Origin of the sequence: Nostoc sp. S13, assembly GCF_029379315.1 — a bacterium.
In the GTDB taxonomy this organism is placed as follows: domain Bacteria; phylum Cyanobacteriota; class Cyanobacteriia; order Cyanobacteriales; family Nostocaceae; genus Nostoc.
This window is the reverse complement of record NZ_JAQYWQ010000063.1, coordinates 1-26,504: the sequence shown is the minus strand read 5'-3', so window position 1 is coordinate 26,504 and position 26,504 is coordinate 1. Positions and strand designations below refer to the sequence as shown.

At 40.3% G+C, this 26,504-nt stretch carries 24 protein-coding genes; 8 read left to right on the top strand and 16 right to left on the bottom strand.

Annotated elements, in window-relative coordinates:
• Window positions 1-287: 287 nt before the first annotated feature.
• Together PUQ00_RS19235 and PUQ00_RS19230 are read left to right on the top strand one after the other, a co-directional pair.
• The gene (locus tag PUQ00_RS19235) at window positions 288-1,697 is read left to right on the top strand and encodes a hypothetical protein (protein ID WP_300419542.1); all 1,410 of its coding nucleotides are present in this window, start codon (window positions 288-290) and stop codon (window positions 1,695-1,697) included.
• A gap of 314 nt (window positions 1,698-2,011) precedes the next feature.
• Window positions 2,012-5,716 (top strand): plasmid replication protein, CyRepA1 family, encoded by a 3,705-nt coding sequence (locus PUQ00_RS19230; RefSeq protein WP_300419562.1) that lies wholly within the window; start codon window positions 2,012-2,014, stop codon window positions 5,714-5,716.
• Window positions 5,717-5,828: 112 nt separating this feature from the next.
• On the opposite strand, the gene PUQ00_RS19225 is transcribed toward PUQ00_RS19230, so the two are convergent.
• The gene (locus PUQ00_RS19225) at window positions 5,829-6,758 is read right to left on the bottom strand and encodes a tyrosine-type recombinase/integrase (RefSeq protein ID WP_300419539.1); all 930 of its coding nucleotides are present in this window, start codon (window positions 6,756-6,758) and stop codon (window positions 5,829-5,831) included.
• A 711-nt stretch (window positions 6,759-7,469) separates the two neighbouring features.
• Here PUQ00_RS19225 and PUQ00_RS19220 point away from each other — a divergent pair.
• Both PUQ00_RS19220 and PUQ00_RS19215 read left to right on the top strand, forming a co-directional pair.
• A complete protein-coding gene (locus PUQ00_RS19220) occupies window positions 7,470-7,664 on the top strand; it encodes a hypothetical protein (RefSeq protein WP_300419537.1) in 195 nt (64 codons plus the stop codon).
• Window positions 7,665-7,673: 9 nt separating this feature from the next.
• Window positions 7,674-8,369, top strand: coding sequence for a hypothetical protein (locus PUQ00_RS19215; protein WP_300419535.1), 696 nt, complete (start codon window positions 7,674-7,676; stop codon window positions 8,367-8,369).
• A gap of 194 nt (window positions 8,370-8,563) precedes the next feature.
• Here the strand turns inward: PUQ00_RS19215 and PUQ00_RS19210 are convergent, their stop codons facing one another.
• From PUQ00_RS19210 to PUQ00_RS19190, 5 genes are all read right to left on the bottom strand, one after another.
• A complete protein-coding gene (locus PUQ00_RS19210; protein ID WP_300419532.1) occupies window positions 8,564-8,959 on the bottom strand; it encodes a type II toxin-antitoxin system VapC family toxin in 396 nt (131 codons plus the stop codon).
• A complete protein-coding gene (locus PUQ00_RS19205) occupies window positions 8,959-9,246 on the bottom strand; it encodes a hypothetical protein (RefSeq protein ID WP_300419530.1) in 288 nt (95 codons plus the stop codon). Before PUQ00_RS19205 ends, PUQ00_RS19210 begins: the two co-directional genes overlap by 1 nt.
• Window positions 9,247-9,346: 100 nt before the next feature.
• Complete coding sequence (locus tag PUQ00_RS19200; RefSeq protein WP_300419528.1) at window positions 9,347-9,481, bottom strand: hypothetical protein; 135 nt, start codon at window positions 9,479-9,481, stop codon at window positions 9,347-9,349.
• Between the two features lie 216 nt (window positions 9,482-9,697).
• Complete coding sequence (locus PUQ00_RS19195) at window positions 9,698-10,750, bottom strand: hypothetical protein (protein ID WP_300419525.1); 1,053 nt, start codon at window positions 10,748-10,750, stop codon at window positions 9,698-9,700.
• A gap of 258 nt (window positions 10,751-11,008) precedes the next feature.
• On the bottom strand, window positions 11,009-11,662 hold the full coding sequence (locus PUQ00_RS19190; protein ID WP_300419523.1) for a hypothetical protein: 654 nt from the start codon (window positions 11,660-11,662) through the stop codon (window positions 11,009-11,011).
• A 690-nt stretch (window positions 11,663-12,352) separates the two neighbouring features.
• Between PUQ00_RS19190 and PUQ00_RS19185 the strand changes: the two genes are divergently transcribed.
• The 4 genes from PUQ00_RS19185 to PUQ00_RS19170 all read left to right on the top strand — a co-directional run bounded on the left by PUQ00_RS19185 (window position 12,353) and on the right by PUQ00_RS19170 (window position 15,639).
• The gene (locus PUQ00_RS19185) at window positions 12,353-13,186 is read left to right on the top strand and encodes a hypothetical protein (protein ID WP_300419520.1); all 834 of its coding nucleotides are present in this window, start codon (window positions 12,353-12,355) and stop codon (window positions 13,184-13,186) included.
• Window positions 13,187-13,414: 228 nt separating this feature from the next.
• A complete protein-coding gene (locus PUQ00_RS19180) occupies window positions 13,415-14,395 on the top strand; it encodes a hypothetical protein (protein WP_300419518.1) in 981 nt (326 codons plus the stop codon).
• Window positions 14,396-14,405: 10 nt separating this feature from the next.
• On the top strand, window positions 14,406-15,122 hold the full coding sequence (locus PUQ00_RS19175; protein WP_300419516.1) for a hypothetical protein: 717 nt from the start codon (window positions 14,406-14,408) through the stop codon (window positions 15,120-15,122).
• Complete coding sequence (locus PUQ00_RS19170) at window positions 15,088-15,639, top strand: DUF6753 family protein (protein WP_300419513.1); 552 nt, start codon at window positions 15,088-15,090, stop codon at window positions 15,637-15,639. The genes PUQ00_RS19175 and PUQ00_RS19170 overlap by 35 nt, the downstream gene beginning before the upstream one ends.
• Here the strand turns inward: PUQ00_RS19170 and PUQ00_RS19165 are convergent.
• The 10 genes from PUQ00_RS19165 to PUQ00_RS19120 form a co-directional block, all read right to left on the bottom strand.
• Entirely contained in the window at window positions 15,564-17,972 is a 2,409-nt protein-coding gene (locus PUQ00_RS19165) for a DUF3854 domain-containing protein (RefSeq protein WP_300419510.1), read from the bottom strand. The genes PUQ00_RS19170 and PUQ00_RS19165 overlap by 76 nt on opposite strands.
• Window position 17,973: 1 nt before the next feature.
• A complete protein-coding gene (locus PUQ00_RS19160; RefSeq protein WP_300419507.1) occupies window positions 17,974-18,384 on the bottom strand; it encodes a hypothetical protein in 411 nt (136 codons plus the stop codon).
• A 40-nt stretch (window positions 18,385-18,424) separates the two neighbouring features.
• Entirely contained in the window at window positions 18,425-18,892 is a 468-nt protein-coding gene (locus PUQ00_RS19155) for a hypothetical protein (RefSeq protein ID WP_300419505.1), read from the bottom strand.
• A complete protein-coding gene (locus tag PUQ00_RS19150; RefSeq protein ID WP_300419503.1) occupies window positions 18,882-20,699 on the bottom strand; it encodes a type IV secretion system DNA-binding domain-containing protein in 1,818 nt (605 codons plus the stop codon). The genes PUQ00_RS19155 and PUQ00_RS19150 overlap by 11 nt, the downstream gene beginning before the upstream one ends.
• A gap of 21 nt (window positions 20,700-20,720) precedes the next feature.
• Window positions 20,721-21,935, bottom strand: coding sequence for a hypothetical protein (locus PUQ00_RS19145; RefSeq protein ID WP_300419501.1), 1,215 nt, complete (start codon window positions 21,933-21,935; stop codon window positions 20,721-20,723).
• A gap of 13 nt (window positions 21,936-21,948) precedes the next feature.
• Window positions 21,949-22,695, bottom strand: coding sequence for a hypothetical protein (locus PUQ00_RS19140; RefSeq protein WP_300419499.1), 747 nt, complete (start codon window positions 22,693-22,695; stop codon window positions 21,949-21,951).
• Window positions 22,692-24,248, bottom strand: a complete 1,557-nt coding sequence (locus tag PUQ00_RS19135; RefSeq protein ID WP_300419496.1) for a TrbI/VirB10 family protein — start codon at window positions 24,246-24,248, stop codon at window positions 22,692-22,694. The genes PUQ00_RS19140 and PUQ00_RS19135 overlap by 4 nt, the downstream gene beginning before the upstream one ends.
• Before the next feature lie 5 nt (window positions 24,249-24,253).
• Window positions 24,254-25,018 (bottom strand): hypothetical protein, encoded by a 765-nt coding sequence (locus PUQ00_RS19130; RefSeq protein ID WP_300419494.1) that lies wholly within the window; start codon window positions 25,016-25,018, stop codon window positions 24,254-24,256.
• A 5-nt stretch (window positions 25,019-25,023) separates the two neighbouring features.
• Window positions 25,024-26,124 (bottom strand): hypothetical protein, encoded by a 1,101-nt coding sequence (locus PUQ00_RS19125; protein ID WP_300419492.1) that lies wholly within the window; start codon window positions 26,122-26,124, stop codon window positions 25,024-25,026.
• Between the two features lie 197 nt (window positions 26,125-26,321).
• Window positions 26,322-26,504: hypothetical protein (locus PUQ00_RS19120; protein WP_300419489.1), on the bottom strand; the 183-nt coding region annotated here is incomplete at its 5' end.

The window sequence follows — 26,504 nt, the reverse complement described above, 5'->3', positions numbered from 1 at the left end:
GAAATGTTAAATTTAATTAATAAACATTCAGAATTTTGTAGCTAAAAAAAGTAGCAGCGCGAATAACAGTTACCAGTTACCAGTTATCAGTCAGAGTCTTTGATAACTGTTAACTGTTGACTGATAACTGATAACTGATACAGCCCCCTCTGAAGCTTGTAAACCGAGTTATCAGGGAAAAATATCGTGAAAAATGACTTATGCCCAATACACCTTGGTGTCGGGGTTAGGGTGACATCAAAATTTGTTTCAAACACCTCTCCTAATGATAATGACAGGAGAGAAATATGCTGACACTTGATAGAGAAACCAAATCAGCAGTTGATTACGACTTACTTAACAGCAGTATCAAAGACACCTTCGCTACTCTTGACCAATTTGAGTTGCAAGCAGTAGAACTCTTTCGCATCATGCATGACGAGCGGATGTACACAATCGCTGGGTACAAAAATTTCTCAGAATATTGCCAAGGCGAATTGCATGTATATGGTGGCTATCGGCGTATAAATCAACTCTTAGGAGCATCAAAAGTTATTGTCGCCGCAGGGGAGTTGGGGTCACAGATTAAAAATGAGCGCCAAGCCCGTCCTCTTTTGAGGTTAGCCAAAGAACCAGAAAAACTTATTGCTGCTATAAGACTGGCTCTTGAATCAAACCCAGACCCAACTGAATCAGATTTTGCAGCTGCGGCTAATATTGTTGCTCCAATGCCAAGAGGAAAAAAGCCATTCCATTCAGAACCATTGGTTCCCAAAAATCAGGAACCATTGGTTCCCAAAAATGTCAAAGTCACAATTTCATCACCAGAACATCCCCGTTATGGAGAATCAGGAGTGATTTGTGCAGACGCACCGAATAATTCGCAGCAGATTGTGACTTTTCCTGATGGTGAAAGGCTGTTGATAAACAACACTGATTTGGATGCCGCGATTGTGTCCGATTCGACTGAGCGCACATATCCTAAAGAATACACCGAAGCGATCGCAGCCCTCAAAGAGCAACACAAGCTTGAGTTAGAGCGCCTCTCTCAGGAATTGAGAATTGGACTACAAGCAGAAGTTAATGCTAGAGCCGAAGCCCAGGTAAGTGAGCAAATCCAATCCTTGCAAAATCTATACAAGGAGCAGAAAGAGCAAAATATCCAGTTGCAGCAGCGATTGGATGAAATGGAAGGGTTGAGAAAGCTAGAAACTGAGAATCAGCAACTCCACCAACGTATCCAGGAACTAGAACACGCCTTACAGGAACGCCCTCAACAGCAGTGGGGAAATACCATGACCCAGCAAGCGACTAAAGCGTTGAACAAGCAAGTGAAACTTGCTTTTGAGAAAACCATTGACCTACGCGAGCTAGCTCAAGAAGCGCCCAAAGAAAATGCAACTGAATGTCTACGGCTCATGGGCATGGCACTGAAAAACCTAAGCGTTGCCATGAACAACACCCAAGCTCTTGAGGCGGCGGCTCTCATTTTGGGTACTAGTCCTACACAATCAGCTGTTGCAACAAGGACAGAGCAATTACAACTATTACCCCAGGCTATTAGGGAAATTAGGCAAGTACTTGCTCGTCTTCAGTTTACATGGCTTGACTTTTGGGCTGTGGCTGAAAAATACGAACTGATAAAAGCAGACTACTGGGCAGAACTTACTACCAAGGAGACTGATTTAATCACACAAGCTCGAAAAAACAGTGAATAGTTAACAGTTAACAGTTAACAGTTAAGCTAATCGTCATTTCTCCCCTCCAGGTTGATTTGCTTGTAGTAAGGACAACTCTACGGGTTCAGATCCCGCAGTACAGAAGGAGCTTTTATGCAACTTAAATGCTCCGTCCTTATCGCTGCTGATGCGGATACTTAATGACTGATAACTAATAACTGATAACTGATGATGCGGATACTTGATGACTGATGAATGCGACATTGCACCTATGCCGCTCACATTGTCATGGAACAATAAAGGTATTGAATGTGAATACAAATAAAAATGCTTTTAAGTGTGGCAACTTTGAGATCAAAGAGCCTAAACCAGATCGCAAGGTATCAGTTGAGCATCAGCGACACCAATGTGTTTACCCAAACAATCTCACGGCGGCTGAATACCATGATCTGACAGTTGGTAGTGCCATTCATCCAGCACTGATTGAGAGGAACTTCTTCCACATTGAAGGAGAATCAGTTTACGACTACCTGTTCATCTCCGACAAAATCCCACGCAAAAATGCAGGCAGAGTCACCGATGCATACATCAGGCAATATCAGCATCTATTACTGGGTGGAACCTGGATTCAATCACTTGACCCATTGAATAATTGGCTCCCAATGGAGTGGAGACGCATTAAGCCCAACTTCCCTCGAATTGATTGGCAATCACAGAAACCTGTTAAGTACGAGTCACCCCCCAAGACAGCTAACCGAGTTACTTACTTCGATATTCCCAACTGTATTTTGAATCTAGTTGCACGGCGCTACAACATCCCTGATATTCAAAAAGTGCTTTTTGCAAAACGTGGTCACAAGCTGCATATTAAAAGTCGAAGAAAAAACGCTCTCTATGCTGCAAACTTCCGGAATTCGCTCTCATACGCGCAGTGTAGTTCTCTTTTAGGACTGTGCAGACAAGACTATCTCAATCCCCTAATGTTTTGGTTATGGGTAAAGCAGCACAAACTGAATTTAATCGACTCTCAGCACAAAGATATACAAATTACCTTCTGGGAGTGGGTAAAACAACAGAAAGAGATTCCGATTATCTTATGCGAAGGGGAGAAGAAAGCCGCTTGCTTGCTTTCGTTAGGGTTTGTGGCGATCGCACTCCCTGGAATTTGGAACGGGCGCGTGGGCAAACAAGATTTTGACGAACGGTTGCATCCTGACTTAGTACCAATGGCTCAGGCGGGGCGCAAGTTCATTATACTATTTGACCACGAAACGAAAGCTAAAACCCGGTGGTCAGTTTTTCAAGCTACTGTTCGCACAGCAAAAGCAATTGAGTCTGCTGGTTGCGAATGTGTTGTTGCGCTGTTACCAGGGCCAGAAAAAGGCGTTGATGATTTCGTGGTTGGTCGCAGTGTTGATGCTGATGCCTTACTAACTGCAATCATAGACGATGCCAAATCACTCAAAGATTACCAGCGCTCCTATCGGGCTAAGAAATGGGGACTTTCTAAGTACCAGCCTGATGTCACAGTCAATATTAAATATTTGACCCAAGCACTCTGCATTCCTGAACTCGAGGAAAAATGTTCATCTGTCCCACCACTTTATGATATTGCACTTGAAAAATTATTCAGTCCAAATCTTATACCTACGGACTGTGATTTAGATAAAGGGAAAAAGGAAAATGTTGAATTAATAGATTCTGATTCCCTTAATCCCAAACCCAGTACCCAAAATCCCAAAAAATCTTTCCGTTTTCCTGAAATTGGACTGGTTGTACTCTGGAGTGACATGGGTACTGGCAAAACTCAACTCATGCGTTGGTGGCGTGACCAAAACCCCGACGCGCGGTTCCTTAACAATGGACATCGCGTTAACTTGTTGAAAAATCTTGCCGAACGCTTGCAGACTGCCATGTATTCAAACTTGGGTTACACCGGGTTAGCCCAGGCTCAAGCTCTTAGTATTACTATTGACAGCTTGCATAAACTCAATACTCAGTCTCTCACCTACGGTTGCATCTTTATTGATGAAGCTTGCCAGTATCTCACACACCTACTACATAGTAATACGTGTAAGGAGCATCGGGCAGCAATTCTGGAAGTCCTTGAATATATAGTATACAATGCGCCCCTGGTCGTCATCGCTGATGCCCACATGGATGACCTGACAGTGGACTTCTTTCTTGCAATGCGACCGCATGGTGAAATTCCTTACATCGTCAAAAACGAGTGGCGCAATGGAGGACGCACTATCTATTGGTATGAAGGCAGTAATTCTAGCGCCCTAGTTGCCCAGATTTCAGCCGCCTTGATGCAAGGTGAGAAACTCATGGTTGCCAGTGACTCCAAGCGTTTCATCAAAAAACTCGACAAGTCCTTCACTATTAAGTGCGAACAATCTGCGAATTCTGACCAATCACATACACCCCAAGAATGGCGGATTTGGTCTATTCATTCCGATAATTCGGGAAGTGATGAAAATGTCGCTTTCATCAAAGATATCACCAACGCCGTCAAAAACTTCGATGCTTTGTTCACTTCTCCCAGTCTCGGTACTGGTGTCGATATTTCCGAGTATCATTTTGATTTAGTCTTTGGTGTGTTTCATGCTGTCAGTCAAACTGCTACCGAATGCGCCCAACAGCTTTACCGCTATCGCCCGAAAGTCCCCTTTCATATTTGGGTGGCAAAGCGTCCCCCATTTGGTTACAAGGATACAAATCCAACCAAGATTAAAGAACGGCTCCTCCAAAGCAATCAAGTGACTGCTTTTCTCTTGCGGATTGACCGTCAAACAGGCTTAAGGGGAGCCGAGAAAGACTGGGCGCTTGAGGCTTACTGCCAAATTTTGGCTAACCGCAATTATTCTCTCAATAATCTGCGTGATGATTTGCGTGAGCTTCTTACCGAAATGGGCAATACATTTATATGTGTGGGTAGCGATTCGGATTATGAATCACAAGAGAGCCTCAAATTTGCAGCAGATGCAATGGATAGCGCCCACAATTCTCATGTTGCCAAGGCGAATGATATTACCAGTTCTGAATATCGCGCCCGTCAGAGCAAAGATTACTTATCACAAAGGGAAATTTTTGAATGCGAAAAAAAACGCATTTTTGATTCTTACGGCATCGAAGTAACCGAATCACTCGTAGAAATGGATAAAGGTGGTCGCTTAATTAGAGCAATTGCTGGACTTGAGGCCATTTTAGCCCCACCCGAAGAATCAATTGTTGACCCCAAAACTGGGCAAAGTTATCCTACTCCACCAACAATTGTCACCCAAAAAGACCGCACCGAGCGCGACAATCTACCTTTGTGCATCGACTGGGGCAATTACTCAGCACGGTGGCTTGCTAGATTTAACCTGGGGCTGCATCAGATTCTTAAATGTTTAGTGAGGGGTGATGAAGTTACCGCCTCGGATGCCACCTTACTTAAGATGACAGCGATAGCCAAAAATTGTGCTGCTCACGTCAAAGCAATTCTTGGGTTTACCATCCCCAGTGACTGTAAGCCTATTTGGTTGCTAGCAACAATGGTAGAGCAGTTGGGGTTAAAGTTGACCTGCCGCAAGCAGGGTAAGCGGGGCCAACAGGTGAAAATTTACTCACTATCAAAGTCGGAACTGGACTTTGCACTCCAGGTAATTGCTCATCGCGTCGCAAAGCGTAATCAAAAAGAAAATCGAACTGATTATGCAACCCAAACCACTGCTGTGTATAGTGCAAACTTGAATCAGCAGCCCGTATCCATCCCTCCCCTTCATGCTATAGGGAACCCCCAGAAAGGAGGGGAGGATACTACCGAATTTGAGTCGCCTCCGACCGATCGCACTACCCTACTTCATTGCGTGGAAATACTTCGCTCTGGTATAGCCTTGGGAGTAGACGCGATTAAAGGCATTCTCAAGCGATGGACTGGGGATTTACGGTGGGAGACGGTGCTGGAACTTGAAGCGATCGCTCTTGATGAACTGCGACTTGTGGAATCTCAAGTTCCTGAATTTTATGAATGGCTATCGCTTGAAGTGTTGCCGATGTCGGAGGCTGGCTAGGGAAAAAATCTTTTTGGCATTTGAAAGCTGTTTTTTGTTTCGTTGACGGTAGCAAGCAATTGATGCCACTGGTTTCAATTTGTGCTGTATTTGAACGAAGTCATGCAAAATGTCAAAGATCCATCAAGTTGAAAGCGCTACTGTCATTAGGTCTAGCTTTGAGATAGCGATCGGTGATGGCTAAATTGGCATGACCCAAAGTTTCTTTCACCAGTACCGGATTAGTCCCGCGCTCAATCGCGTGAGAACCGTGGGCATGACGTAACCAGTGAGCAGAAACCAGTTCGCTTAATCCGGCTTCTTGTGCAATTGCTTTGACAATCGGGTGCAAGTTTTGACGGTCGAGATGTCCCCCTTTTTGACTTCGGAACACTGCGTCTGTAGATAAAGCTTGACCTTTGAACTCCATTAGTTCCGCCCACAGCTTCGGCTTAATGAGAATTGTGCGATTTTTGCTCCCCTTGGCTTTTCTCACGTACACCTGTCCACTATCACTGCGGGGTGTCAAATCTACCCAAGTTAACTCACAGATTTCACTTGCCCGTAACCCTGCCTGATACAAGAGTTTGATAATTAACAAATTACGTAGGGCTGTGTACTGTCGTTTGGGAGTTTTCGCCAACGTTAAATGCTTATTAGCTGCCCGTACCAACAATTTAATATCAGCTTCATCAAGATAGCGTTCGTTGATTACATCTGGCAATTCACCCAGTTTTAGTGCCATACCCACATTAAAAGGGAGATATCCAATTTTATGAGCGAAACTAATCAAGCTTTTAGCACAAGCTATGTATATCCGCTTTGTGTTTTCTGCATTGCCCCTAAAGTCAGTGGCGTATTCTACCAAGTCTTCATAGGTCACTTTTTTGAGGGGTTTGTCCAAAAATTCCAGAAATCGCCTAATGTATCGTCGGTAAGAGATGATAGATGATTCTGCTTTTCCCTCCAACCACAGCGCAATCAACTTCGCCTCCGCCTGTGCTACTGGCAAGGAAGCAATCGCCTTTCTATGCGCTGTTATGTGGACTAGAGAGAGCGTCATTTTTATTACTCCCTTAATAATCAGACACAATAGTAGTTTCGTCTGGTTTTATAGTGTCTGATTTTTATTGTCGCTCAATGAGTGCATTTCAACTCACTGTTTCACAACGCAAAAATTCTCATTTTTTGCGTATAGTACACTCATAATACCCAGAATGATGATACAAGCAATACTATTATTGACTATTCATTGCGGATTTAGAGCCGGGTATTTCCTCCGAGTATTGCCGTTTATACACGGGCTTTCTTGTAGTAGAGGGAGGTGCTATTTCTGGGGTTACGCACTTTAAGGCAGAAGGCAGGAGGCTCAGTTGGCAGAAGGTTTTAAAACGTTTTCTTATCCGGGCGTGGGATTTGTGACTTCACTCTTGCGATCGCTTACGGCTTTCAAGTGATGCAGATGTTCTATAATCCAAGCATTGCTTCAATTGTGGGAATTTTTACTTCCTCTTCCTACTGCCCTCTGCTGTCAGCATAGATGCCTTACCCCAACCAAGATCACCAAAAGTTGCCAAGAACCTATGGTGTGGGGAATTAAGAAAAAGATTTGCAACGGCGATTGCTGAATTTAGCTAGCAGGTTGACTATTTAAAGTTTTGTGAGCTACAAAAAATGGAACCGAGCGATTATAGAGATGAGCAGTATGGGTATTTTCGGAAACTAGTGGAATCGCTGAGAATATTTAATACTTAGTGACTGGCGAAGATGGTTGATGCTGGAATTGCTACGGGGTGATGTCTATATTTATTTGCAATCGTCAATGGTAGCCGTTGGCAGTAGCATCTCTTTACAAAAGCCATCGCTTGAAGAATGCGCTGACACATTTGGCGATGATAGCATCAAGGTAATTCATCATGATGAATTACACGATTTAATAAGCGTTCACAGTCCCAGTTTACCTAGATGATACGTGAACATGAGCAATACAGGGCGCAAAAAAAAACTGGCATCTTTCAACTGCGATCAAAGGAAGTGGGAGCAGTTTATCGCCTGTTGCAACTCGAAAGGCACAACAGCAACAGCCACGCTGCTCGAATTTATCGATCTCTACTTAGGCGATTCCCAAGATAAAATTGATGCAATAGGTGGTAACGATTTAGACGAACGCCTAGACTCAAAGATTAAGGCAAGTGTAGATAAGTACTTAGTTGTTAGTAAAAATATTAACAGCAGTCCCACCAATGAAACGATAAGAGCTATTTGCGAAAGACTTGATAAGCTGGAGTCAGAGTTTTCAAATGAATCTAATAGCAACCAAACCACAGTAATTGATAATCTCGCCAATTTAGAACAAAAAGTGGAGAAGATGTATGCCCGAATGACACAGTTGGCTGAGGCGATCGTTAAAATTCAAGACTATCTCAACAACCAACAAAAGCGGGGACAGAAATCGTACTACAATAATTCATCATTCAAAGGGCATACTCCCCGAATGCAACCATTAACTGAAGAAGGTTTAGCCAACAGACTTGGTGTAAGTCCTGAAAGTGTACGCAAGGAGCGAATTAATCTTCCCCCACCGCTTTTTGTAGCATGGTGTAAGGGCAAAGATAGATCCGGTATTGGGTGGGAATTTAACGAAAATACGGGATTATATCAGCCAGCAAGTTAGTATTAACTGTAACAAGCGATTGGGCGTTTTTTTGCAGTCTTGGGGAGTTTTACGACGTGCATGGTCTGCTTTAAAAAAACCTGCCTTACGGTCATATTGAATGGCGCACTCTAAAGCAGGAATGTAAAAATCAGTGATGGTGTTGTGGGTGTTGCTGGTGTAACTAATTTTCCAAGAATATTCACGCAGGCTTTTCAACTTTCTAACCAGTTATCTAATTTTAAGTTGGGAATATTGATAAAATCTTTGATATTGTTAGTAACAAGAATATCGTCACGAGAACGAGTTACAGCAGCAATCAAAGCATCAAATTCTCCGGTTGGTTTCCCAATTTTTCTGAGTTCGCTTTGAATCTTGCCAAATTCGATAGCTGCTTCTATTCCAAATGGTTCTACTGGTAGTAATTCAGTAAACTGTGCTAATATATCTAGATTTTTGGCCACCTGTTGAGAACAATAAACGCCTTTATATAGTTCTGCAACTACAATGATAGAGAGATAGCATTGGCTGAAAAAGCGATTAAATTTAGTAACAGCTTGGGGATTTTCGTTCAGCAGTGCAATGCAAATATTGGTATCTAGCAGATACATTAGCCTAAATCCTGATTATCAAGTGAGTCTATGGTTCTGCCTTGATAAGCATGGCGCTGTTGGTCAATCTCTGTAAATATTTCTCCTAATTCCGGTTGGTTCTTCCAAACCCCAAATAATTGATTGAGTTTAGCTAGTCTCTCCTCGTTTGTTAATGGTGGTTGTGGTTCTATAATTTGATTGGCAATAAATTCTACGTCTATGATTATCTCTGTCCCATCTGGAATATTATTAAGTTGTTCTAGAATTTCAATATTTTGACCACGTTTTATCCCTCTAACCTTCATATTTGATTATCTCCTATAATTATTAGTTGACGGTGAACAGCCCTCAATCATCAATCTCTAAATTAAAACTCATTTGTCCATAAATTAAGGATAGCTCAGGTTACACATAAGACACTTTTGCTTTGATTTCATCCATAGCCAACCACAAATCTAATAACGCTTTTTCTTCAGTCAGGCGTTTCTTTTCATCACCAATGCGTGGAATTACTTTTAACGCTACTTCAAATATCCGCATAAATAAGTAGCTTTATCAACATAGGTAAAACCATCATCAAGCGGTAGGCTATCACTTGCCCAACGGAGATTTCCAACGACTGGATACCCTGAACTTGATTATCTTGGATGCGATCGCCTAATTCATTAAATACCGACTCAACAGAATACCCAAGTGAATTCTGACTCCTGACTCCTGACTCCTGACTCCTGAATTCTGTTCGATAATTAATCGTTTCTACTTGTTGAGCAACTCTAAGTCCCAGGTATAAAAACCAATCTGCTTAGGAACCCTAGTGAATCGCCCTGTGCGATGACCCCGTGATAACTCATTCAACACCTTGTTTTTCACTTCTCTAATCTCAGTCGCAGTGAGTTCGCCATAGATTCCGTTGGTAATTTCTGAAACCCCAAAAACTTTACCCGAATTATTTTCTAGAAAAGTTGTTAGTGCATCAATTAAAAACTGACCTTGAAATTCTTCGAGCATTGGTATGTCTTTGGGCTGGGGCGGCAAAACTTGTTTCTTACTTTTGCCTTTGACTCTGGTGGACGAATTTTTCGTCTCCGGTTTTGGTAGCAAAGTTAAAGAGAGAGTATAACATCCCGGTTCTCTTGGGACACTGAACCATTTGTTAGTTTCCTTGCCATGAGTGAGGGATGATTGAACTCTGCCTTTGATGACCTTGAAGGCATCTGGCTCTAACTCCCCATAAAGCATTTTGACAATAAAATCGATGTGAACAATTGTGCCAATGTGTTCTGCCAAAACCTGTTCAATAGCTGACGGGCGAGACAGCGATTGGAAAATAGGGAGCATGGCCGTCTCGGTTCCATCTTGCGCTCGGTGTTGAGTTGATGTTTCTATCGGTGGCTCTAGCAGTACTGGAGTGTTTGTAGCTGCATCAGATTCTTCACTTGACCAAGCTTGTATAAGTGTAAATATGTTTGGTTGAGTGGAGTCTGACGGCTGGGTTGCGACTGTTGATGAATAATCCTGTGAATTGTCTAACTCCAGATGTGTAATAGGTTCAACGTCGTGATTAATAGATTCCTCACTCAAGAATAAGAAGAAATTTTTTCCTTTCTCAGAGGTGAATTCTTCATTATCATTATCCACCTCCTCAGTCAAAGACCAGTTAGATAATAGAGCTTCTACATGAGTGAGATTTGCTTTGGCTAGGGTATATAATTTTTCGTACTCTTCTACAAGAGGTGCGTAGTAATTTCGCAATGCTAATAATGACTCGATTGCTTTTTGGGGAGGTGATAAAGGAAAGAGGCTATTCATAAAACTTGGAATTAATTATACCTTGCGACACTCGTATAGTTATGAAACGACATCGAGTGAATTGCAAAAGAATTGACAGTTTCAGACCCATTGTAAAGTATTTGAGTAAGTTGAAGCTCCGCTCTGCTTTTCATGTTGTCAAAGCGATTCATGCTATAAGAGGATCGCGCTACCCAAAAAGCAATCGAGTGCATTCCCCCTTGGTGTTATGTGAGGAACTGCACTCGTGGAATTTTACTTATTTAAGCAGTTGTGAATTTATAAGTTTTTCCATTTTTCAAGGGTGAGACAAGGTTGTTTTGCAGCACTCGGCATGAATCCAGTGGAAGAAACACCGAAATTGTTTAAAGAAGCAATTTCATTTTCGGCATTATTAATGGCTACTCGTATAGCTTTGGTCTTATATTCAGGGGAAAGTTTATCAATTTTAGCGCTGTCGGGATTTGGAAGGGCAGAACCTTGTCTGAGTGAAAATTCGTGTATTTTGTAAAACTGATCTCCTCCTTCGGGTTTACCCAATTTTAAGCAACCTTTAGATTTGACAAACAAACCAACACTTTGCATATTGGGACTAAAATTACGCTTAGTGACAAACTTCACCTCTTGAACAGGGCCCCAAACAAGGACGGCTTCAGGAAAACCAATAGATCGGACATCTCGACTTTCTTTACAGCCGTTGTTGTCTCGATCGAGAAACCCTTCACTACAAACTTTCCAATTAACTCTATACAGATCGGGAGTAGTGTCAACAAATTTTTTGACTTCAGCTGCTTCTGCTTTCTCCTTTGCTGCAATCAATTCTTGCTCTTTTTCTAGAGCAATCTGCTCAGGCGTTTTACTCTGGCAAGAGATAATACCGCCACCGACGAACAAAGCTAAAGTAATGGCGATTTGTGAAGTTTTGAAAAGCATATTATTCTCACTTAATTTGAAGAAGAATTCAATTATTCTGAATGGGCCAAACCATAGCTATCTGCTAACAGGAGTCAGAATAAAGAGCGTGGGGAATTCAGATCCACTACTCGTATAGAATTCATACCTATTTTCTGAATTCTGACTCCTGACCCTTCGACTGCGCCCTTCTCCTTGGGAGACGCTACCGCGAACGACTACGCTTAGGACAAGCTCAGGGCATCGCTTCTGAATTCTGTTTTGATAACTATTTATTCTCGAAAAAATCGGATAGTAAAAAAGCTCAATTTAGCTCAATTTGGAAAACTAATCTTATATATTTCTGAGATTAATGGGAGCTAGATATCACTCTAGACAATATATAATAATTCGATTTCAAATAGCAAGCTAAAATCAGCAATTAACTATTAAAAAACTTGAACTTTTGCGATGAATTTATTTTGATTGAGGCAAAAGGGCTAATTCTATAACAGGATGTCAACAAAAAGCAATAGCCAGAAGTACGATATTTTTTTAGACTTCGAGCGATTCCTTTAAAGTGGGGGAATATGCCATAGTGTCTAAGTAAGAATTCAGCATGGGCTACACTCATTCTGGCAAAGTGAATTTTGATGTATTTAAGGTATCTTCTTATGGTAAAAAGTTAGCTTTTGCAGTAAGAGGAGGGAGAACAAAAAAGTTAGTGGAGAAATGGTAGAAGTTTGGCGATATTGGGAATTTGAGCATCCATCAAGTTCTGTAGTAAGAGTGATAGCAACACCAACAGGGCTAGAGTTATTTGCAGTGGATGTATTGCAAATAGTAGCTCCAATTTTAAATGATGATTTCGTGAGATCAATTGAAGTTCAGAAACGATTAGTGATGATGGAGAATAATCAAGTGAGTTTGGTATCGACACTCAGCGCTCTATCGATTCACTCATTAATATCACGAACAAGTGTAGTAGAACATAATGTAGTCAGGCAATTTATGCAATGGGTAAGAACAAATGTGATGCCAGTATTTAAAAAGGATGTCAGGGTGATTGCAGTCGAGCAACCCAAATACTTATTTCAAGAAATAGATTACTCTCAAAAAGATTCTTTGATTAAGTATCTGTATTTTCAAAATAGTGAGTCTTGGTCATCAAATAGTATTGATTTATATTTCAAGTTTCTTTTTAAAAAGCTCCCATTGCCAGCTAACTGTCCTCCGACTATTGACTTAAATGGGATTAACTTCAGAACTAAATATTTTCAAGTATTAAAGACAGTACTAAGGTCAGTCAGCAGTTATGAATATGTTTATGAAGATTTGGTGATAAGTTCGGCAAATTTGTTGATAGCTCAATCATTAGATTTGTTAGTTTATTACCATTTAAATAAATTCAATGAGTCGGATTTAAATCAGGTACTAGAACAGGGATTAATATTGCAAGCTCTGGGAACAATGGTTAATAAATCAATTGAAAATTTCAAGGATTTAAAACCAATGTATTTAAACCTATTAGACTACTTTTCAGCAGAGATGCTAGCACTGGAGTGAAGAAGGCAGGAGGCAGGAGGCAGAAGGTTGCAATACAGTGTAGACTTCAGACCTACACTGATTGCAGGACACCAAATCAGAGATTTTGGAGTGGGGCTTAAACCCAAGACCCGTTTGGTCGCAGCAGAAGGTAGAGGGCAGTATTCCTTCTGCCTCCTGCCCTCAGCATAGATGCCTTTCTTGCTAAACCCCGAAACTGATTAAACATGAAATAGAGGAGAAAATCAGATGACAGATATTTTAAACGATGAGGCAGAGATCCTTAATGGAGTAGAAGAATTACTCTTAGTAACAGATGAAACAACAGAAGCAGAAAGTACAGAAGATATACAGCAGATGCCAGAAGCAGTAACCGCAGGTGAAAAAACAGAAGCAGGAAATACAGTCCTGCCACAAACAAAAACCGCAGTCACCAATAAAAAACACTGGAGTCGGAGATTAGTGATAGTGACAGGAGACAAAGGAGGAGTAGGAAAAAGCACTTTCGCTAGAGGATTAGCGCAAACATATTTGGATATGAAAAAAGAATTTTTGGCTTTTGATGCGGACATATCTAATTCTCATTTAAGCAGATTTTATGGGGATAAATGTTTAGTGAGAGAATTAGATTTTTTTACAGAAGGGAATGTAGACCTTTTTCTAGATGATTTGAAAGAGTTAATAGAGGATAGTCTAGACACAGAAGGGGCAGTTATAAGAGGAAAGTCTTTATTCTTATTGGAATTACCACCACAGTCCATGAGAATCTTAAAAGATGTTGTACAACAAATGAAATTTTTGTCTACAGTTGATGAATTATATGATATGCGAGTAACAATTGTAGTTGTAATTAGTCGAGTAATGGATTCGGTAAAGCAGTTAATAACTTTATATGATTTTTGTCAAGACCAAGTAGATTATGTCGTAGTAAAAAATTTGTTCTTCGGGTCGCCATCAAACTTTGTCAGATATAAAGAGTCTTCAGACGTAACAACAATTAAGGATTTATTAAAAGAAAGTGAGATTCCCTTTCTGGAAATAACGATGCCAGATTTAATAGAACACGCTTATGATTATTTAGATAAAAATAGCTTGACATTTAATCAAGGAATAGAGCAAAAAGAAAAGCCATCAGTCAAAGGTAGGGTAAGTACTTGGATTAGCAAATTCCAGGAACAAGTTTGGTTGGCAAAAAGCATTTTAGGATTAGAAAATGTCCCCCGTTTGTAGACGTGTAATTATGACTGTAGGTGACTCGCGTGTGGGAAAGTCTACAGTTATCAAGTTATTGATTGAACTATTCCTTGGCCAACATCAAGCTGTTAAGATTTATAACCATGACAACCGTAACAAGTTCAAAGCTTATGCAGGAATAGTGCCAATCGAAAGCTTAAACTTTTTCACAGACAATCCAGATTTGGTATTAGACGATTTACTCAATGACTCATTAGATGTGCTTTTTGTAGATATGCCGGGACAATATATTCAAGAAATCTGTAACTACATATATGAGGCTGATTTTTTTACTGTTTTGGCTGAACTCAACTGGAAACTAACATTCTTACAGCCAATTTACCATAGAAGTGATTGCATGGAATATTTCTTGCAGCTATTAGATTTTGCAACGGACAATGCTAATTATGTCATAGTCAAAAATCAACATTTTGATACGAGGTTTAAAGAGTATAAGCAATTAATCCAGCAAAAATTGCCATTGATTGGGGGCACAGAAATTATATTAACAGCCTTGCACAGAGATCATTATCAAGCAATGGAGGATTTAGCCAAACCTTACTCACAATGTTTTCATGAGCAATCCCTATATGTGTTGTATCGCTCATATATTTATCACTGGCTAAAAAATTTCTTTGAAACTGTAAAAGATAATCAAATCGCAAGTATTTATTTAGGAGTATCAGCAGGTGAGAACATCAGAAATATTGCAGGGGTATTCTGAAGCCGAACAACAGAGGATTGTTGAAACAGCGCAGCAACTGGGGTTAGCAGAAGATGACCCGATGTTTCAAGTCATGGCAACACTTGGCAGATATGAAGAGACAATGATTTCATTGCAAGCACGAATGGAGGCAATGATTGAAGCTTGGGTACTAACAGTCGAAGAGAAAGTGGCGAATACTTCTAAAACAGCCCAATCGGTGAACAACACTGTAGTCAGTAATGCTGTGCGTGATGTCTTAACTGAACAAATGCCTCTTCTGATACAACAATCATCGACATCATCTGCATCATCTGCATCCTCGCCACCAAAAGAGATGCGATTATCTACAGGAAATTCTCGGATGCATTTTTGGTCTATCTGCGCTCTGGTAGGAGGAGTGACAGCAGCCGGTGCGATGCTTGCTTCATTTACAACTTGGAATGTGATGACTAATTTGGGTCAAAACCAATCAGTCATGTTGTCAAACAACGACCTGAAGATTTTACGTGGCAAAGGGATATCACGAGTAGCATGAGCATTAGCAGCAGAATTAATTGTTGGGATTTGGAGTTTAGTTGCCAGAAGCCTGAGTTTGTCAATTTCTAATGAGTTAATAGCCAGAGAGTGAACTTGATGCTTCATTTGTCCATCAGTTCGGCTCAATTCTAAGTGAACAGCAACTCTTGTAGTGCCGTTATATTCAGTTTTTAAAAGCTTGACATCACCACTATTTTCATTATTAGAAGTATAAGTAATCCGATAATTACCTAATTCTAAATCGTGAGAATTAAAGGTTTTTAAGGTACTTGTAAGTATTTTGAAGACTTCTAAAGATTTAAAACTTTCAAGGATTTTATGAGTGCCATCAGGAGAAAGAGAGCTTAGGGTGTTAGCAATTTTCCTGAGGTCTTCATCAAGTTCAGGTAGCTTTTTGGCTTGCTTTAAGGTATCTGCAACGGTTAAAAACTCCTGGCGTTCTATAGGTAAAAAGTTATCTAAAGGTTTTTGAGTAATATTAATATGATATTGTGAGGCTTCAAACTCCATAATTGGATTATCTAAGTTTGTCGCTTGACGACGATGAATACTATAAGTAGATTTATTCTTTTTAATTAGAAAAGCATCGGCACGATAAACTGTAGAGCCATCATCTTGTTCAACACCATAACTCTTCACAAGCTCTTTAGCAGCAAAGGCAATGTCTTGATTTTGTTTGGCTTCTAAAAACCTTCGAGGAATTGTTTGTTTATAAACTGTTACCTGTTTGAGATTGACCCAACTGTTACGAGTAGGTATGCTGTTAGATTCCAAGAAATCTTTGTTAGTAACAGAAGGTGTTTCTACAAAAGTGTTTTCGCTTTCTGTTGTATCAGAAATAATTTCGGATTGGCGACGACGGCGTTTCAATAGGTCTAATTCATCTAATTCGTCTAATTCATCGACTGATATTGATTCCGTGTTTTGTGAGTTATGAGTGCTGCTCTGTTCTGAAGGCGAACTAACTTGAGATTGAGGGGCTTCGGGAATAATTACTTGATTATTTGTTTGGGAATTAGTTTGTGGAAGAGGCGCAATTTTTTCCTCTATTTGTTGGGTTAATAATGCCTGTTGTATTCGTATGGATTTGATAATAGCAGCATACAGAGGGCGAGTACGGGATAAAGGAAGTAGGGGAGGCAGGGGAGATAGAGGAGGTAGGGGAGGTAGGGGAGGTGTGGGGAGTGTAGTAAGTGTAGTAAGTGTAGTAAGTGTAGTAAGTGTAGTAAGTGTGGGAGGTGTGGAAGTTGTAGCAGGTGTAGGAGTTGTAACAGGTGTGAGGAGAATCTCACTTCTCCCCACACTCCCCACCCCGACCACACTCTCCCCACTCTTAAGCTTTAACTCTTGTCCATTTTTGAGAAAAATAAATTGTCGCAGGTCAGGCAAAGGGTTATTTTGCTGCCAATCTTCAAAAGAAACCGCCAAGGCTTTGAGCTTTTCATAAACGCCTGCCCCTTGTGCGGCAATCAAATCGTCAACACCTTTTTCTGGCCCGGGTAAAGTGATTATTTTGACAAAAGCCCGATGATTGACCAAAAGTTGACTAGTTTTAATCAAAGCTTTGCCGACGTTGACTTGAGTTTTACTTTTGGAATCATGGTCAAAGCAGATTCTCATTTCTCTGTCTGGAGTCGCAAACATCGCAATTTCTGAGCGTAATTTGCTCTCAATTGGATTATCTTGGTCATCTTTAGAGCGATATGCAGCATTAACCCCTGGCAAGCCGATGGCAGCATCGCCTTGAGTCAAAATACTAGCTGCTTTCTTAGCCCCTTCAGCAAGGGTTACAGGTATATTGTGTTTCCACACAGAAAACCAGAAACCTGATTGGCGATCGCTGGCGCTTGGATCAACGCCAGCTTTGAAGTAAATCAGTTCAGCAATTTCTTTTGGTACTTCTAGTAAGAAGATACTAAGTTCAGCTTTGTAGGGATGTTCATATTTGATAAATTTCCCAGGTTTTTGAGGATCTGGTCTAGGAGAATCAGGCTTGTAACAGCCCCAAAGTTTCTCTTTTGGTTTATCCCCAGGTTGTAAATCACAGAAAGTGCGGGGGTCAACTCCAGCATCACACCACCAACCATCAGTAGAATCAAGATATGCGTAAGTTTGTAGAGTTTTATCACCTAAGCGACCAGCATTTTTACGTTCAATCTGGTCACTATACATCAAGTATTCCCAAGATTCATGGGATTGCTCTATGGAATCATAATATAAAGACTTAAAATTGGCAGAGGCAATAATCGGATGAATGGCGCTATCAACTACCAGTTCATGCCAGTGTTTAGGCTCGATATAATTTGGGCGTGAATTAACGAATTCATCCATGTTAAAACTCTATTTCGGAGCGAGAATCATCAGAAGTTAAAGAATTGTTTGTCCGGGAGTTGGTTGGAGATGTATTTGTTGATAATGATTCTGTAGAAGCTGGCGACTGTTGATGAGCGTTTGTATTTGCTAAGGATTCTTCTACAATTTTTTCGACTTTCTGTGCTTCTTCTGGATCTACAGGTACAAAGTTATTGGTTTTGGGATCTACTTTTGCCCAAGAATAACCTCCGTCCCCATCAAGTTTAAGAGCATAAGTATCTTTTCCAAGTTCAATTATTGCTCTGTTATTCCATTGTTCTACGGTTTGGGCGCAAACATATTTTATTAAAGGTGCAATAATATTTCTGGCAAAATAATCGCTGCTTTTAGCATAATTAGAAACCAATTGTAAATGCTGTTCATCAAACATACTTCACCTCAGTTCTTAAGTTTGTTTAGTAAAAAATAAGTCAAAGTTCAGAGCATCGATCCTGACTCCTGGCTTCTGTTTTAATAATATTTATTAAAGATTTCTGTAAAATATCATACTGCTGCGATTTAGCACCGAGACAATTTAAGTCAATCACTTCTCCCGATGCCATCACCCGATTAAAAATAAGATGGAATTCTAAAGAGTCTTGATGAAATTTCAGGAAAGTGACATATTGTAAATCATCCCAGCCGATGCCTTGAATATATTCATTGAGAATTTGTTCAGAAACGTCTAATGATAAAGTAATCGGGAAACTTTTCAAAGTAATATGAACATAAATTCCGACCTTTTTTAATTTTGGTCTTTGCTTAGTTAAAACCTGATAACTATTAATTATCCAAGTGGGAGCATGAATGTTAACAAGATTACCGGAGTTAATGGTCAATGTCTGCATTAATTGGTTAATTATCTCAAAATCAGAGAGAGCATATTCCTTAATCATCATTCTCATTGTTTGCTATCCTTGGAATTGGGAACTGAGTATCTTTGTCTAGAATTGATTTGATTTCTCCAACACTTAAAACTTTATTATTAGGATTATTGTCTTGTTTGACAGGTAAAGGGAAACGCTTATTGACATCATCCACTCTCAAGTCTAAGTCGTGCTGAGTCGGATATCTTTGGGTACTTCTGCGAGCTAATCTACTGACAACTGGCTTCCATTTTTTTTCGTTATATCTATCGATATCGCGGAGAAATTGAGGAATGTTGATGCTTTTTAACTGAGGAACAGACCCCTCTTTTCTATTGGAGTATGCAGGATTGATAAAAACACACTTCCCGGCTGGAAGTTTCAAAAACTGGGCGGACTCAAAGAGCTTTTTAGTTTTCTCTTGATCGCTAATGGTATTATTGCTCTTTCCACCACCAGTAGAACGGCTTTTATGCTTGTACCTAATTTCTTCATCCCCCAGGAAGCTGGAGAATAATTGGGCCGACTCGTTCTCCCCAGGGTTGAAAATAAATTTTGTACTGCAAGCACCAAGGATAGTCTTAGCAACTTCGCGTCCATAATTCTTTTCCAACTGCCCCATGTTCTGCCAGCCGAGGATGCCGCAGAAACCCTCACTTCGGGATTCATTAAGCCATCTGAATAAATCAGGTAAATAAAGAGAAGGCAGTTCATCTAATGCAACTATCAAAGGGTCTTGCCTTTTTTTTGCAATATTTCGGGCGATGGTCATGTGGAGAACGCTAGTCATCAAGGGTGTAACAGCATCGCGGCGCTCTCTATCTAAACCAAAGATAATCATTTGTTTACCCTTGATTGACAGTGGTAAAGTCGTTTTACCAATAAAGCAACCGAGTGTGTTTTTGGCCATGAAGCGGGTAAACATGATACTAGCTGTGGCAACAATCCCGGCAACAGTTTTCTCACTTGCGGCGGAGCTGAACAACTGACCAAAGGCAATCTTTACCCAAGGGTTGAGATTAGCAGACATTAACCGGGCAATCATCTGCTCACTAGACAAGATGGCAGCACTGGTCATGACATCTGCTCTATCTCCAAACTCTTTGGTTAACATCAAGACAGCTTGGGTTAACTGATCCCCAGAGGGACCAAAAAATCCATCTTCATTAGAATTATTCAGAATGCGGAAGTTTTTATTGATGACCGTGGCAATTTGACGAGCGTTTTCAGCGTCAGAAGAATCTCTTAAAAAGTCCAATGGGTTACAAACTTCTGATTCGGGAAAACCAGGGGCAAAAATATGAACATCGTAGCCAAGAGCTTTAGCATAAGCAGCGATTTTCGCCTGAGATGGGTACTTAAAGTCATAGAGTAAAATAGGGAAACCTTGGTCAATTGCGGAAAACAACATGGGGTTAATAGCACTGAAAGTTTTCCCACTTCCGGGTGCGCCAATGGTAGCAGTTCCCCTTTGTACTTCTGGAACATAAATCGGTACTACTGGGGTACCAACTTGTTTTTTTGCACCTTTGAATTGATGTCTACCAATATACAAAGCAACACTATCACATCGGGGAGATTGTATCTGTTGCAATGCTTTTTTCTTCGCTGTATTACTCTCCTTTCTTCCTCCCCAATAGCTAGTAGCAATCTTATTTTTACTACTGCCATCTCCGAAACATATTCTCATCAAAATGTAAGCAGCCAATATACTTATAATTGCTAATCCACTTGGTTTAAATAAATGATGAGTGTACTTGCCAATGTTGCTATGTGGATTTTGAAGCTGCTCAAATCGAAATGGTTGATTGTTTATAGAAGTAGTCAGATTATTGCTCATCACGTAAAAGCTTAAGAATAGTTAATTAGGAAGAGCAGAAGGACTACCAAAAATAATTGGGTCTTTTTCATGGTAAGTAATGAATGGCACTGGACCAATAAAATAGGGAGTACAAGTGCGACCAACAAAAGGAATATTTTTGCAGAAACGGAAAAACATAGCAGTGTTAACGGAACCGCTTGATTCATCTATATCCCAAACAACTTGTTTAAATGATTTACCAAAGGGATGACGACCTGTTGGCTCAAGACCACCATTAGCAACAGCTAAAATTCCATAGCCCCCTTTAACTTTCTGGACTTGACCCGAAATCCATTGCGCTCCAGTGGTCTGACCAAGACCTGAAGCTTCAAAGTGGGCGCAATTATGGGACTTGCAAGGGACATTAAAACCCTCTTGATAACTGCCACTTATGCTGCGAATCCGGTTGGATTCTATATCTCCCAATGGCAAATCTACTTGACCAATAAAAGAAAGATCCGGCTCTGGTACACTAGGAAAATTATTCCAAGATAAATCCTTCAATCCGGGGATGTCTGAAATGAGAGTATCTTGCCAATTAGCAAATTCATCAAATGATGAGTTTTCAATTCCCGGAATCGATGTCAGCTTGTATTTAGATAAATCAATTTCATTGCCGAGAGGGATATTGTCGAAGTTGTAATAATTAGCAACATTACCAATTGTTTGATTAGTGCTGATACCCATTTGGCGAAAAAAGTCAGCTATTGGTGCTACACTCCTGGCTGATTGATTAGCTAAATCAGGTATAGCTTTGACTAAATCGCTAAGGGTTTGAGTTTTGATGACTCCAAAATCGTCAAGCTTTAAACCATCTAAATTAATAGCTAATGCCTGAGATATCGCCCGGAGGTTAAGCTTTTCAATATTCAGATTGGCATCTTCAAAATCCCCAAGCTCCATAAAGTCGCCAATACTTTGTCCAGCTTGCCAAGTTCTAGTCTGATTACCTCTCACGGATGGGTAAGTCACATGACCAGATTCAGATACAATCATGTCTTGAAACTTCATTTTTGACCAGTCTGGAATCAAGCCATTGTTGCTACTGACAAATGGAACTTGTGCTGATGCTTTAGGCAGAATTAACAGGGTAACTTGGTTGAGAATTCCATACTTCCAAAAACTGTGAAAAAACAATCCTCCTAATAATCCAAACAATATTAAATAGCGAACCATATCAAAAGTAATTTTAGGCAAACGCTTTGATGATTTCATATTTTCTCCATATCTACATCCTATTTTTTTGCCCAAGCTCTATTAATTTGTTAATTAATTTAAGTGAGACACCTGCTTTTGTTGCAGCAGTAGGCATTTGCTCACCACCTTGGAAATTAGTCAAGAATTGCTCAATCCGATTGTGAAGTTCATCATTAGAAGAGAGCCAACCACTAGTAATTGCTAGGCTCATCCCCGCTCTGATTTGTTTGGTAGTGTTGATAGTTTGTACTAAGGGCGATAATCGCGGTCGAGTTACTAGAGAAGATGAAGATAGCTGATCGTCAATAATTGACACTTCACTGTATTCAGGACGAGAATTAGATGGCGTAACTTGAAAGTGGTAAATGTGCTTTGAACCGTCTTGGGTTTGAGTAACCACTGTAAGCAAAGTTGCACTTGTTTGCGGCAGTCCTGGAACCGGAAGCTTTTTGATCCGGCGTAAGTGAAGTAGTCCAGCACTACTGTTTTGACAGTTCTGGTCGATTCCCTCTAAACAACCATCAGTGTCAATCAGAACTTGGGAGGGATCGTCAATCCAGACCCGCTTCACTATCTCCTTGACTTCATAAAATGAAATTGATACACCCGAACCATTCCAAATGTTAATTTTTTGCAGCTTGGCAGTACTACCAGTAACCTGAGATTGCTTTATAGTGCGGACTGTGTTTTGAGCATAGGTTTTGACTGGAACTAGACACACTGCCAAAAAAGCGACAACCCCAAGGTGGAACGCTGTCACGAGTTTTAACTTCTTCACGGCAACTCCAGAGAACGATTCACCAAAAAGGTAATCTTCGTCCCTTGTGGGATATACCAAACATTGGTCCGAGCGGTGATTTCTTGGTTAGAAGTTTCTGCACGACGAGCAATGATGTCACTAAGCTTGCCAAAAGCACCTTGTAAGAATGCCCCGCCAATATTGCGCTGGCTGTTTGAAGTCGTGCTAGAGCTAAATGTCCCAGTAGCAGAATTAACTACACTGGTACCCGAATCAGATTGATTCAGGATTGCTCCTACTTGACCCAAACCACTGACTAATCCCACAGTCAAGTCATCACCTGCAATTCCCCTTTTCTGATCTTGGACAGGGTTAGCTAACAATGGTTTCCCGCCTTCTCCTAATACAGAAATTGCACCGCTACTGATTAGGTACTCGGTGTTATCTTTGATAATGCTCGTGACTTGCACAGTTACATAAGAGCCACCATCAACCTGTAGGGGTTCAACGGCCAATAAAGTGCCTTTATGAATTGCCACATTTCCATAGTTGTCATGCAAATCAGCCGTTAATCTAGCAACATAGCGTTTACTATCATCTGGATTTTGCTGTTGTTGGAAGCGATTTTCGCTTTGCTGCTTGACGACTGAAGTCACTAAAACACCATTTGCGAATTCCCCAACAACTAAATAGCGAGTTTTACGCTGTTGCAGAATTTGGTCTTCTTGAGACAAGTAATTACCATCTGCTATTTGTTTATCAGATTTAGAATCGGCTAACCAACGAGGACGAATTTTCTCAATTTCTGTGGATGTACTGTTAGAGAAGTTAGGGCGTGTTTGCTGTATTGTATAAGCACTATTGGGTGGCTGTACTTGAATTCGTGTTGTATTTGGTGTTTCTCTTGATATCTGCTGGTTATTTGAAGTAGGTGTATAAGCGATTTTTCCGTAAGATCCTAAGCTGCGAAGTCGATTAAATTCAGCGTTCACGTCTACTGGCGTTTCTGTTTTCGGCGTAACAGTCCTAACAGGATTACTAATTCTTGGCAATATTTGATTACGAGGTGGTGATGAAATCTGGAGTTGAGTTCTACTCGGAACGTAATCTCGTCTAGGGCTAGGACTTTGTGTTTGTGCAACAGGTCTAGCTGTTGATGGTGGTGGTGAAGCTGTAACACTTACAGGTTTATTATTAACTTTGACTTCCTCCTTACTCTGATTAATTTTATTCAATTCATCTTCTTGTTTATTCAAGGCTAATTTGGCATAAACATCACCATCTGTTTGATCAACTTTCTCCAAAGCAGGGGATGTTTTATCAGCTTTAGCAGTTATCGCTTCTGGACTTTTACTAGGATTGAAAATGCTATTGAGAAAATAAAATATCACTAAAAACCCTAAGCCAAAAGGAATAGCGATTATCCCCAATCTTGACCAAGGAGAAGTACTGACAGTGTGCCTGGTAATCAATGGAAATTCTTCGGAGTCTTCCCGATTCGGCTTTTCTCTCCTTTGCCCATCATTTGTATCCTCTGAAAATCTCAAGATTTGATCTATAGTCAAATTCTGGTGTTCATTTTTTAGTGACATAATTATTAAGGTTTTAAATCATTAATTTGTGTAATTTCTAAACCAGCGCTCCGAGCTTCATAGATTTTCCGAGAAAGTTCAGTTAGATGAGTAATTTCTTGTGGCGTATTCACTGCTTCGACAGTCACAGTCTTATTGAAGGTAATTCCTTGTCCAGTATTATCAGAAGTTGTAAAAGTCACAATAGTTGCGACGATATCTACTTGCCATACCCCATCTTTAATTAATCGCGGCTCTCCAATATAGCGAGGAATTAAAGACGCTTGCATATTTCCTTCAAATATTCTGCTGGGAGTGAGTTCTGCCAGCTTTTGTAAAAAGGCTGCTCGAAAGTTCTGATTTTCACTAATTGCAAAAGCAGCTTCATAAGCCTTAGTTGTAACTTTCTTTTTTCCACTTGCTGCGTCAATATCTATTCCTTTGTCTTGCTTGGTGATTGGTTCTCCCTTGTCGTTGTAAATTTTCACTAATCCATCCCAGCTAAACATTCTAGTGAACGTATCGCCAACAAATTTCTTAATTACTTCCGGCGAACGTTGATTTTCGTCTACTGATTTAGCAGTAATAGTTTTGCCATCATCTAACTGTACTAAAGCTAATTGCTTTTTACTTAATCCTCTGATTGCTCCATAGTTGAGAAATTGCAAGAGTAATGAAAGTACTGCACAAGAAAATCCTACTAATGAAATTATTCCAATTCTTGTTGGGACTGATTTATTAAATTGCAGCAGTTGTAATGGCTCTGATTTTCGGTTTTTTGTGTTTACCATATCTCTTATTTCATAAATTTCGCCAAACTAACACCTCTAGTGATTATTGCAATGCCAGCTTCTGCGGCAATCACACCATAAGTTTCTGAGGCTTTATTAATTTGTTGCAACAGTGCTAAACCACCACCTGCGGCTAATCCCGTAGCCAAGAAGGGAGCGCAAATGCCAATTGTAAACAGGAAGAACATGGGTTGCTCTGCTTGAGAATCAGAAATTAGTTGTCCAGCAAAACCAACGATCATGTTAAAAGAGAGTTTACCTATGCCAATACTGAAATAACCAATCAGCCAAGTGTAAATTGATTTCGCTCCGTAAGGTAACAAAGAACCTCCAACAGCAAGCGGCCCTAAGAATGCTGTAACTAACATTGTTAATTCAATTGCCCATTGATATGAGCCATTCATCGACAACATCACCAATGAAATTGTTGAAGTTACGCCGGAACCAATAAAACCACTAATGGAAGAAAATAATATCTGAAGTGGATTTCTGTTATTTTTAATTGCATCAATCGGAGCGTCAACCACTTTATCTATCCCATCCATAAGCCATTTAAAAGGGCCACTATTTTGATCGAAAGCATCTGGATATTTCTGGCTTAAATCTTTTTTGGCCTGTTGTAGACAAGCAATTGCTTCATTCGGTTGTAATGAAGAACTCCGACATCTTTCAATTGCTAATCCGATAGCACTACGAGCTACTGATACCCCTGCTGCTTTCTGAAATGCGACTCTTAAATCTAGCCCATCAGCCGTTTGTACCAACACCATATTATTTACATTGTTGATGTAGTTCCTAATCCCTAACGTCGAGTTTCCTAGCACTTTGCCATGATTTGACAACAACACCACCACAATCAACGGCCAAATAAAATCAGTGAAAGCTCGTTGCTCATCACCATTGATCATTTGCTTTGTCCACTCAATCATGAAAAAAGTTAATGTCGCAACTGCAAATAATGCCCCGACTGTACATATACTGTTGTACAGTTCCCCAGCTAAAGTTTTATTCCACAAATCATCAAATCCTGCTGATATTGATGCAGAAGTTTGAGATGCTTGTCTGGCTAAATCACCACCAATCGCTTGTTGTGCTAAAAAATACATACAAGAATCCTTGATTTTGGGTACGAGGGGGTTAAACAATTCGCAATTCGCAATTCGCAATTCGCAATGGGCTTCGCCCCGCTCCGCTAACGCAATTCGCAATTCGCAATTGTGAATGCAATCGAATAATTTATTCATTCGGGATATAAATCCCTAATATGAATTATGAAATAAAACAAAACACGTAGTATTAATATTCAACTACAAACTTTAGTTGTAGGAAAAGAAAAAGCGAATTGAGTTAGCGAGTCTTTTCCCTTGGCGCTAGCCTCTCCCTTTAGACTCATCCGCGAATCATGAAAGCTTACCAGAAGAGAGTTACAAGGATTTGCACGGGAGGAGCGATCGCCATCTGGCTGTACGAGGAAATGAGGGTTTGA

Bases quoted from the DNA above. Each gene is read 5' to 3' on its own strand.
- PUQ00_RS19235 (WP_300419542.1), top strand. From the start codon at position 288: ATGCTGACACTTGATAGAGAAACCAAATCAGCAGTTGATTACGACTTA.
- PUQ00_RS19225 (WP_300419539.1), bottom strand. From the start codon at position 6,758: ATGACGCTCTCTCTAGTCCACATAACAGCGCATAGAAAGGCGATTGCT.
- PUQ00_RS19220 (WP_300419537.1), top strand. From the start codon at position 7,470: ATGCTGGAATTGCTACGGGGTGATGTCTATATTTATTTGCAATCGTCA.
- PUQ00_RS19215 (WP_300419535.1), top strand. From the start codon at position 7,674: ATGAGCAATACAGGGCGCAAAAAAAAACTGGCATCTTTCAACTGCGAT.
- PUQ00_RS19210 (WP_300419532.1), bottom strand. From the start codon at position 8,959: ATGTATCTGCTAGATACCAATATTTGCATTGCACTGCTGAACGAAAAT.
- PUQ00_RS19205 (WP_300419530.1), bottom strand. From the start codon at position 9,246: ATGAAGGTTAGAGGGATAAAACGTGGTCAAAATATTGAAATTCTAGAA.
- PUQ00_RS19200 (WP_300419528.1), bottom strand. From the start codon at position 9,481: ATGCGGATATTTGAAGTAGCGTTAAAAGTAATTCCACGCATTGGTGAT.
- PUQ00_RS19195 (WP_300419525.1), bottom strand. From the start codon at position 10,750: ATGAATAGCCTCTTTCCTTTATCACCTCCCCAAAAAGCAATCGAGTCA.
- PUQ00_RS19190 (WP_300419523.1), bottom strand. From the start codon at position 11,662: ATGCTTTTCAAAACTTCACAAATCGCCATTACTTTAGCTTTGTTCGTC.
- PUQ00_RS19185 (WP_300419520.1), top strand. From the start codon at position 12,353: ATGGTAGAAGTTTGGCGATATTGGGAATTTGAGCATCCATCAAGTTCT.
- PUQ00_RS19180 (WP_300419518.1), top strand. From the start codon at position 13,415: ATGACAGATATTTTAAACGATGAGGCAGAGATCCTTAATGGAGTAGAA.
- PUQ00_RS19175 (WP_300419516.1), top strand. From the start codon at position 14,406: ATGACTGTAGGTGACTCGCGTGTGGGAAAGTCTACAGTTATCAAGTTA.
- PUQ00_RS19165 (WP_300419510.1), bottom strand. From the start codon at position 17,972: ATGGATGAATTCGTTAATTCACGCCCAAATTATATCGAGCCTAAACAC.
- PUQ00_RS19160 (WP_300419507.1), bottom strand. From the start codon at position 18,384: ATGTTTGATGAACAGCATTTACAATTGGTTTCTAATTATGCTAAAAGC.
- PUQ00_RS19155 (WP_300419505.1), bottom strand. From the start codon at position 18,892: ATGATGATTAAGGAATATGCTCTCTCTGATTTTGAGATAATTAACCAA.
- PUQ00_RS19150 (WP_300419503.1), bottom strand. From the start codon at position 20,699: ATGAGCAATAATCTGACTACTTCTATAAACAATCAACCATTTCGATTT.
- PUQ00_RS19145 (WP_300419501.1), bottom strand. From the start codon at position 21,935: ATGAAATCATCAAAGCGTTTGCCTAAAATTACTTTTGATATGGTTCGC.
- PUQ00_RS19135 (WP_300419496.1), bottom strand. From the start codon at position 24,248: ATGTCACTAAAAAATGAACACCAGAATTTGACTATAGATCAAATCTTG.
- PUQ00_RS19130 (WP_300419494.1), bottom strand. From the start codon at position 25,018: ATGGTAAACACAAAAAACCGAAAATCAGAGCCATTACAACTGCTGCAA.
- PUQ00_RS19125 (WP_300419492.1), bottom strand. From the start codon at position 26,124: ATGTATTTTTTAGCACAACAAGCGATTGGTGGTGATTTAGCCAGACAA.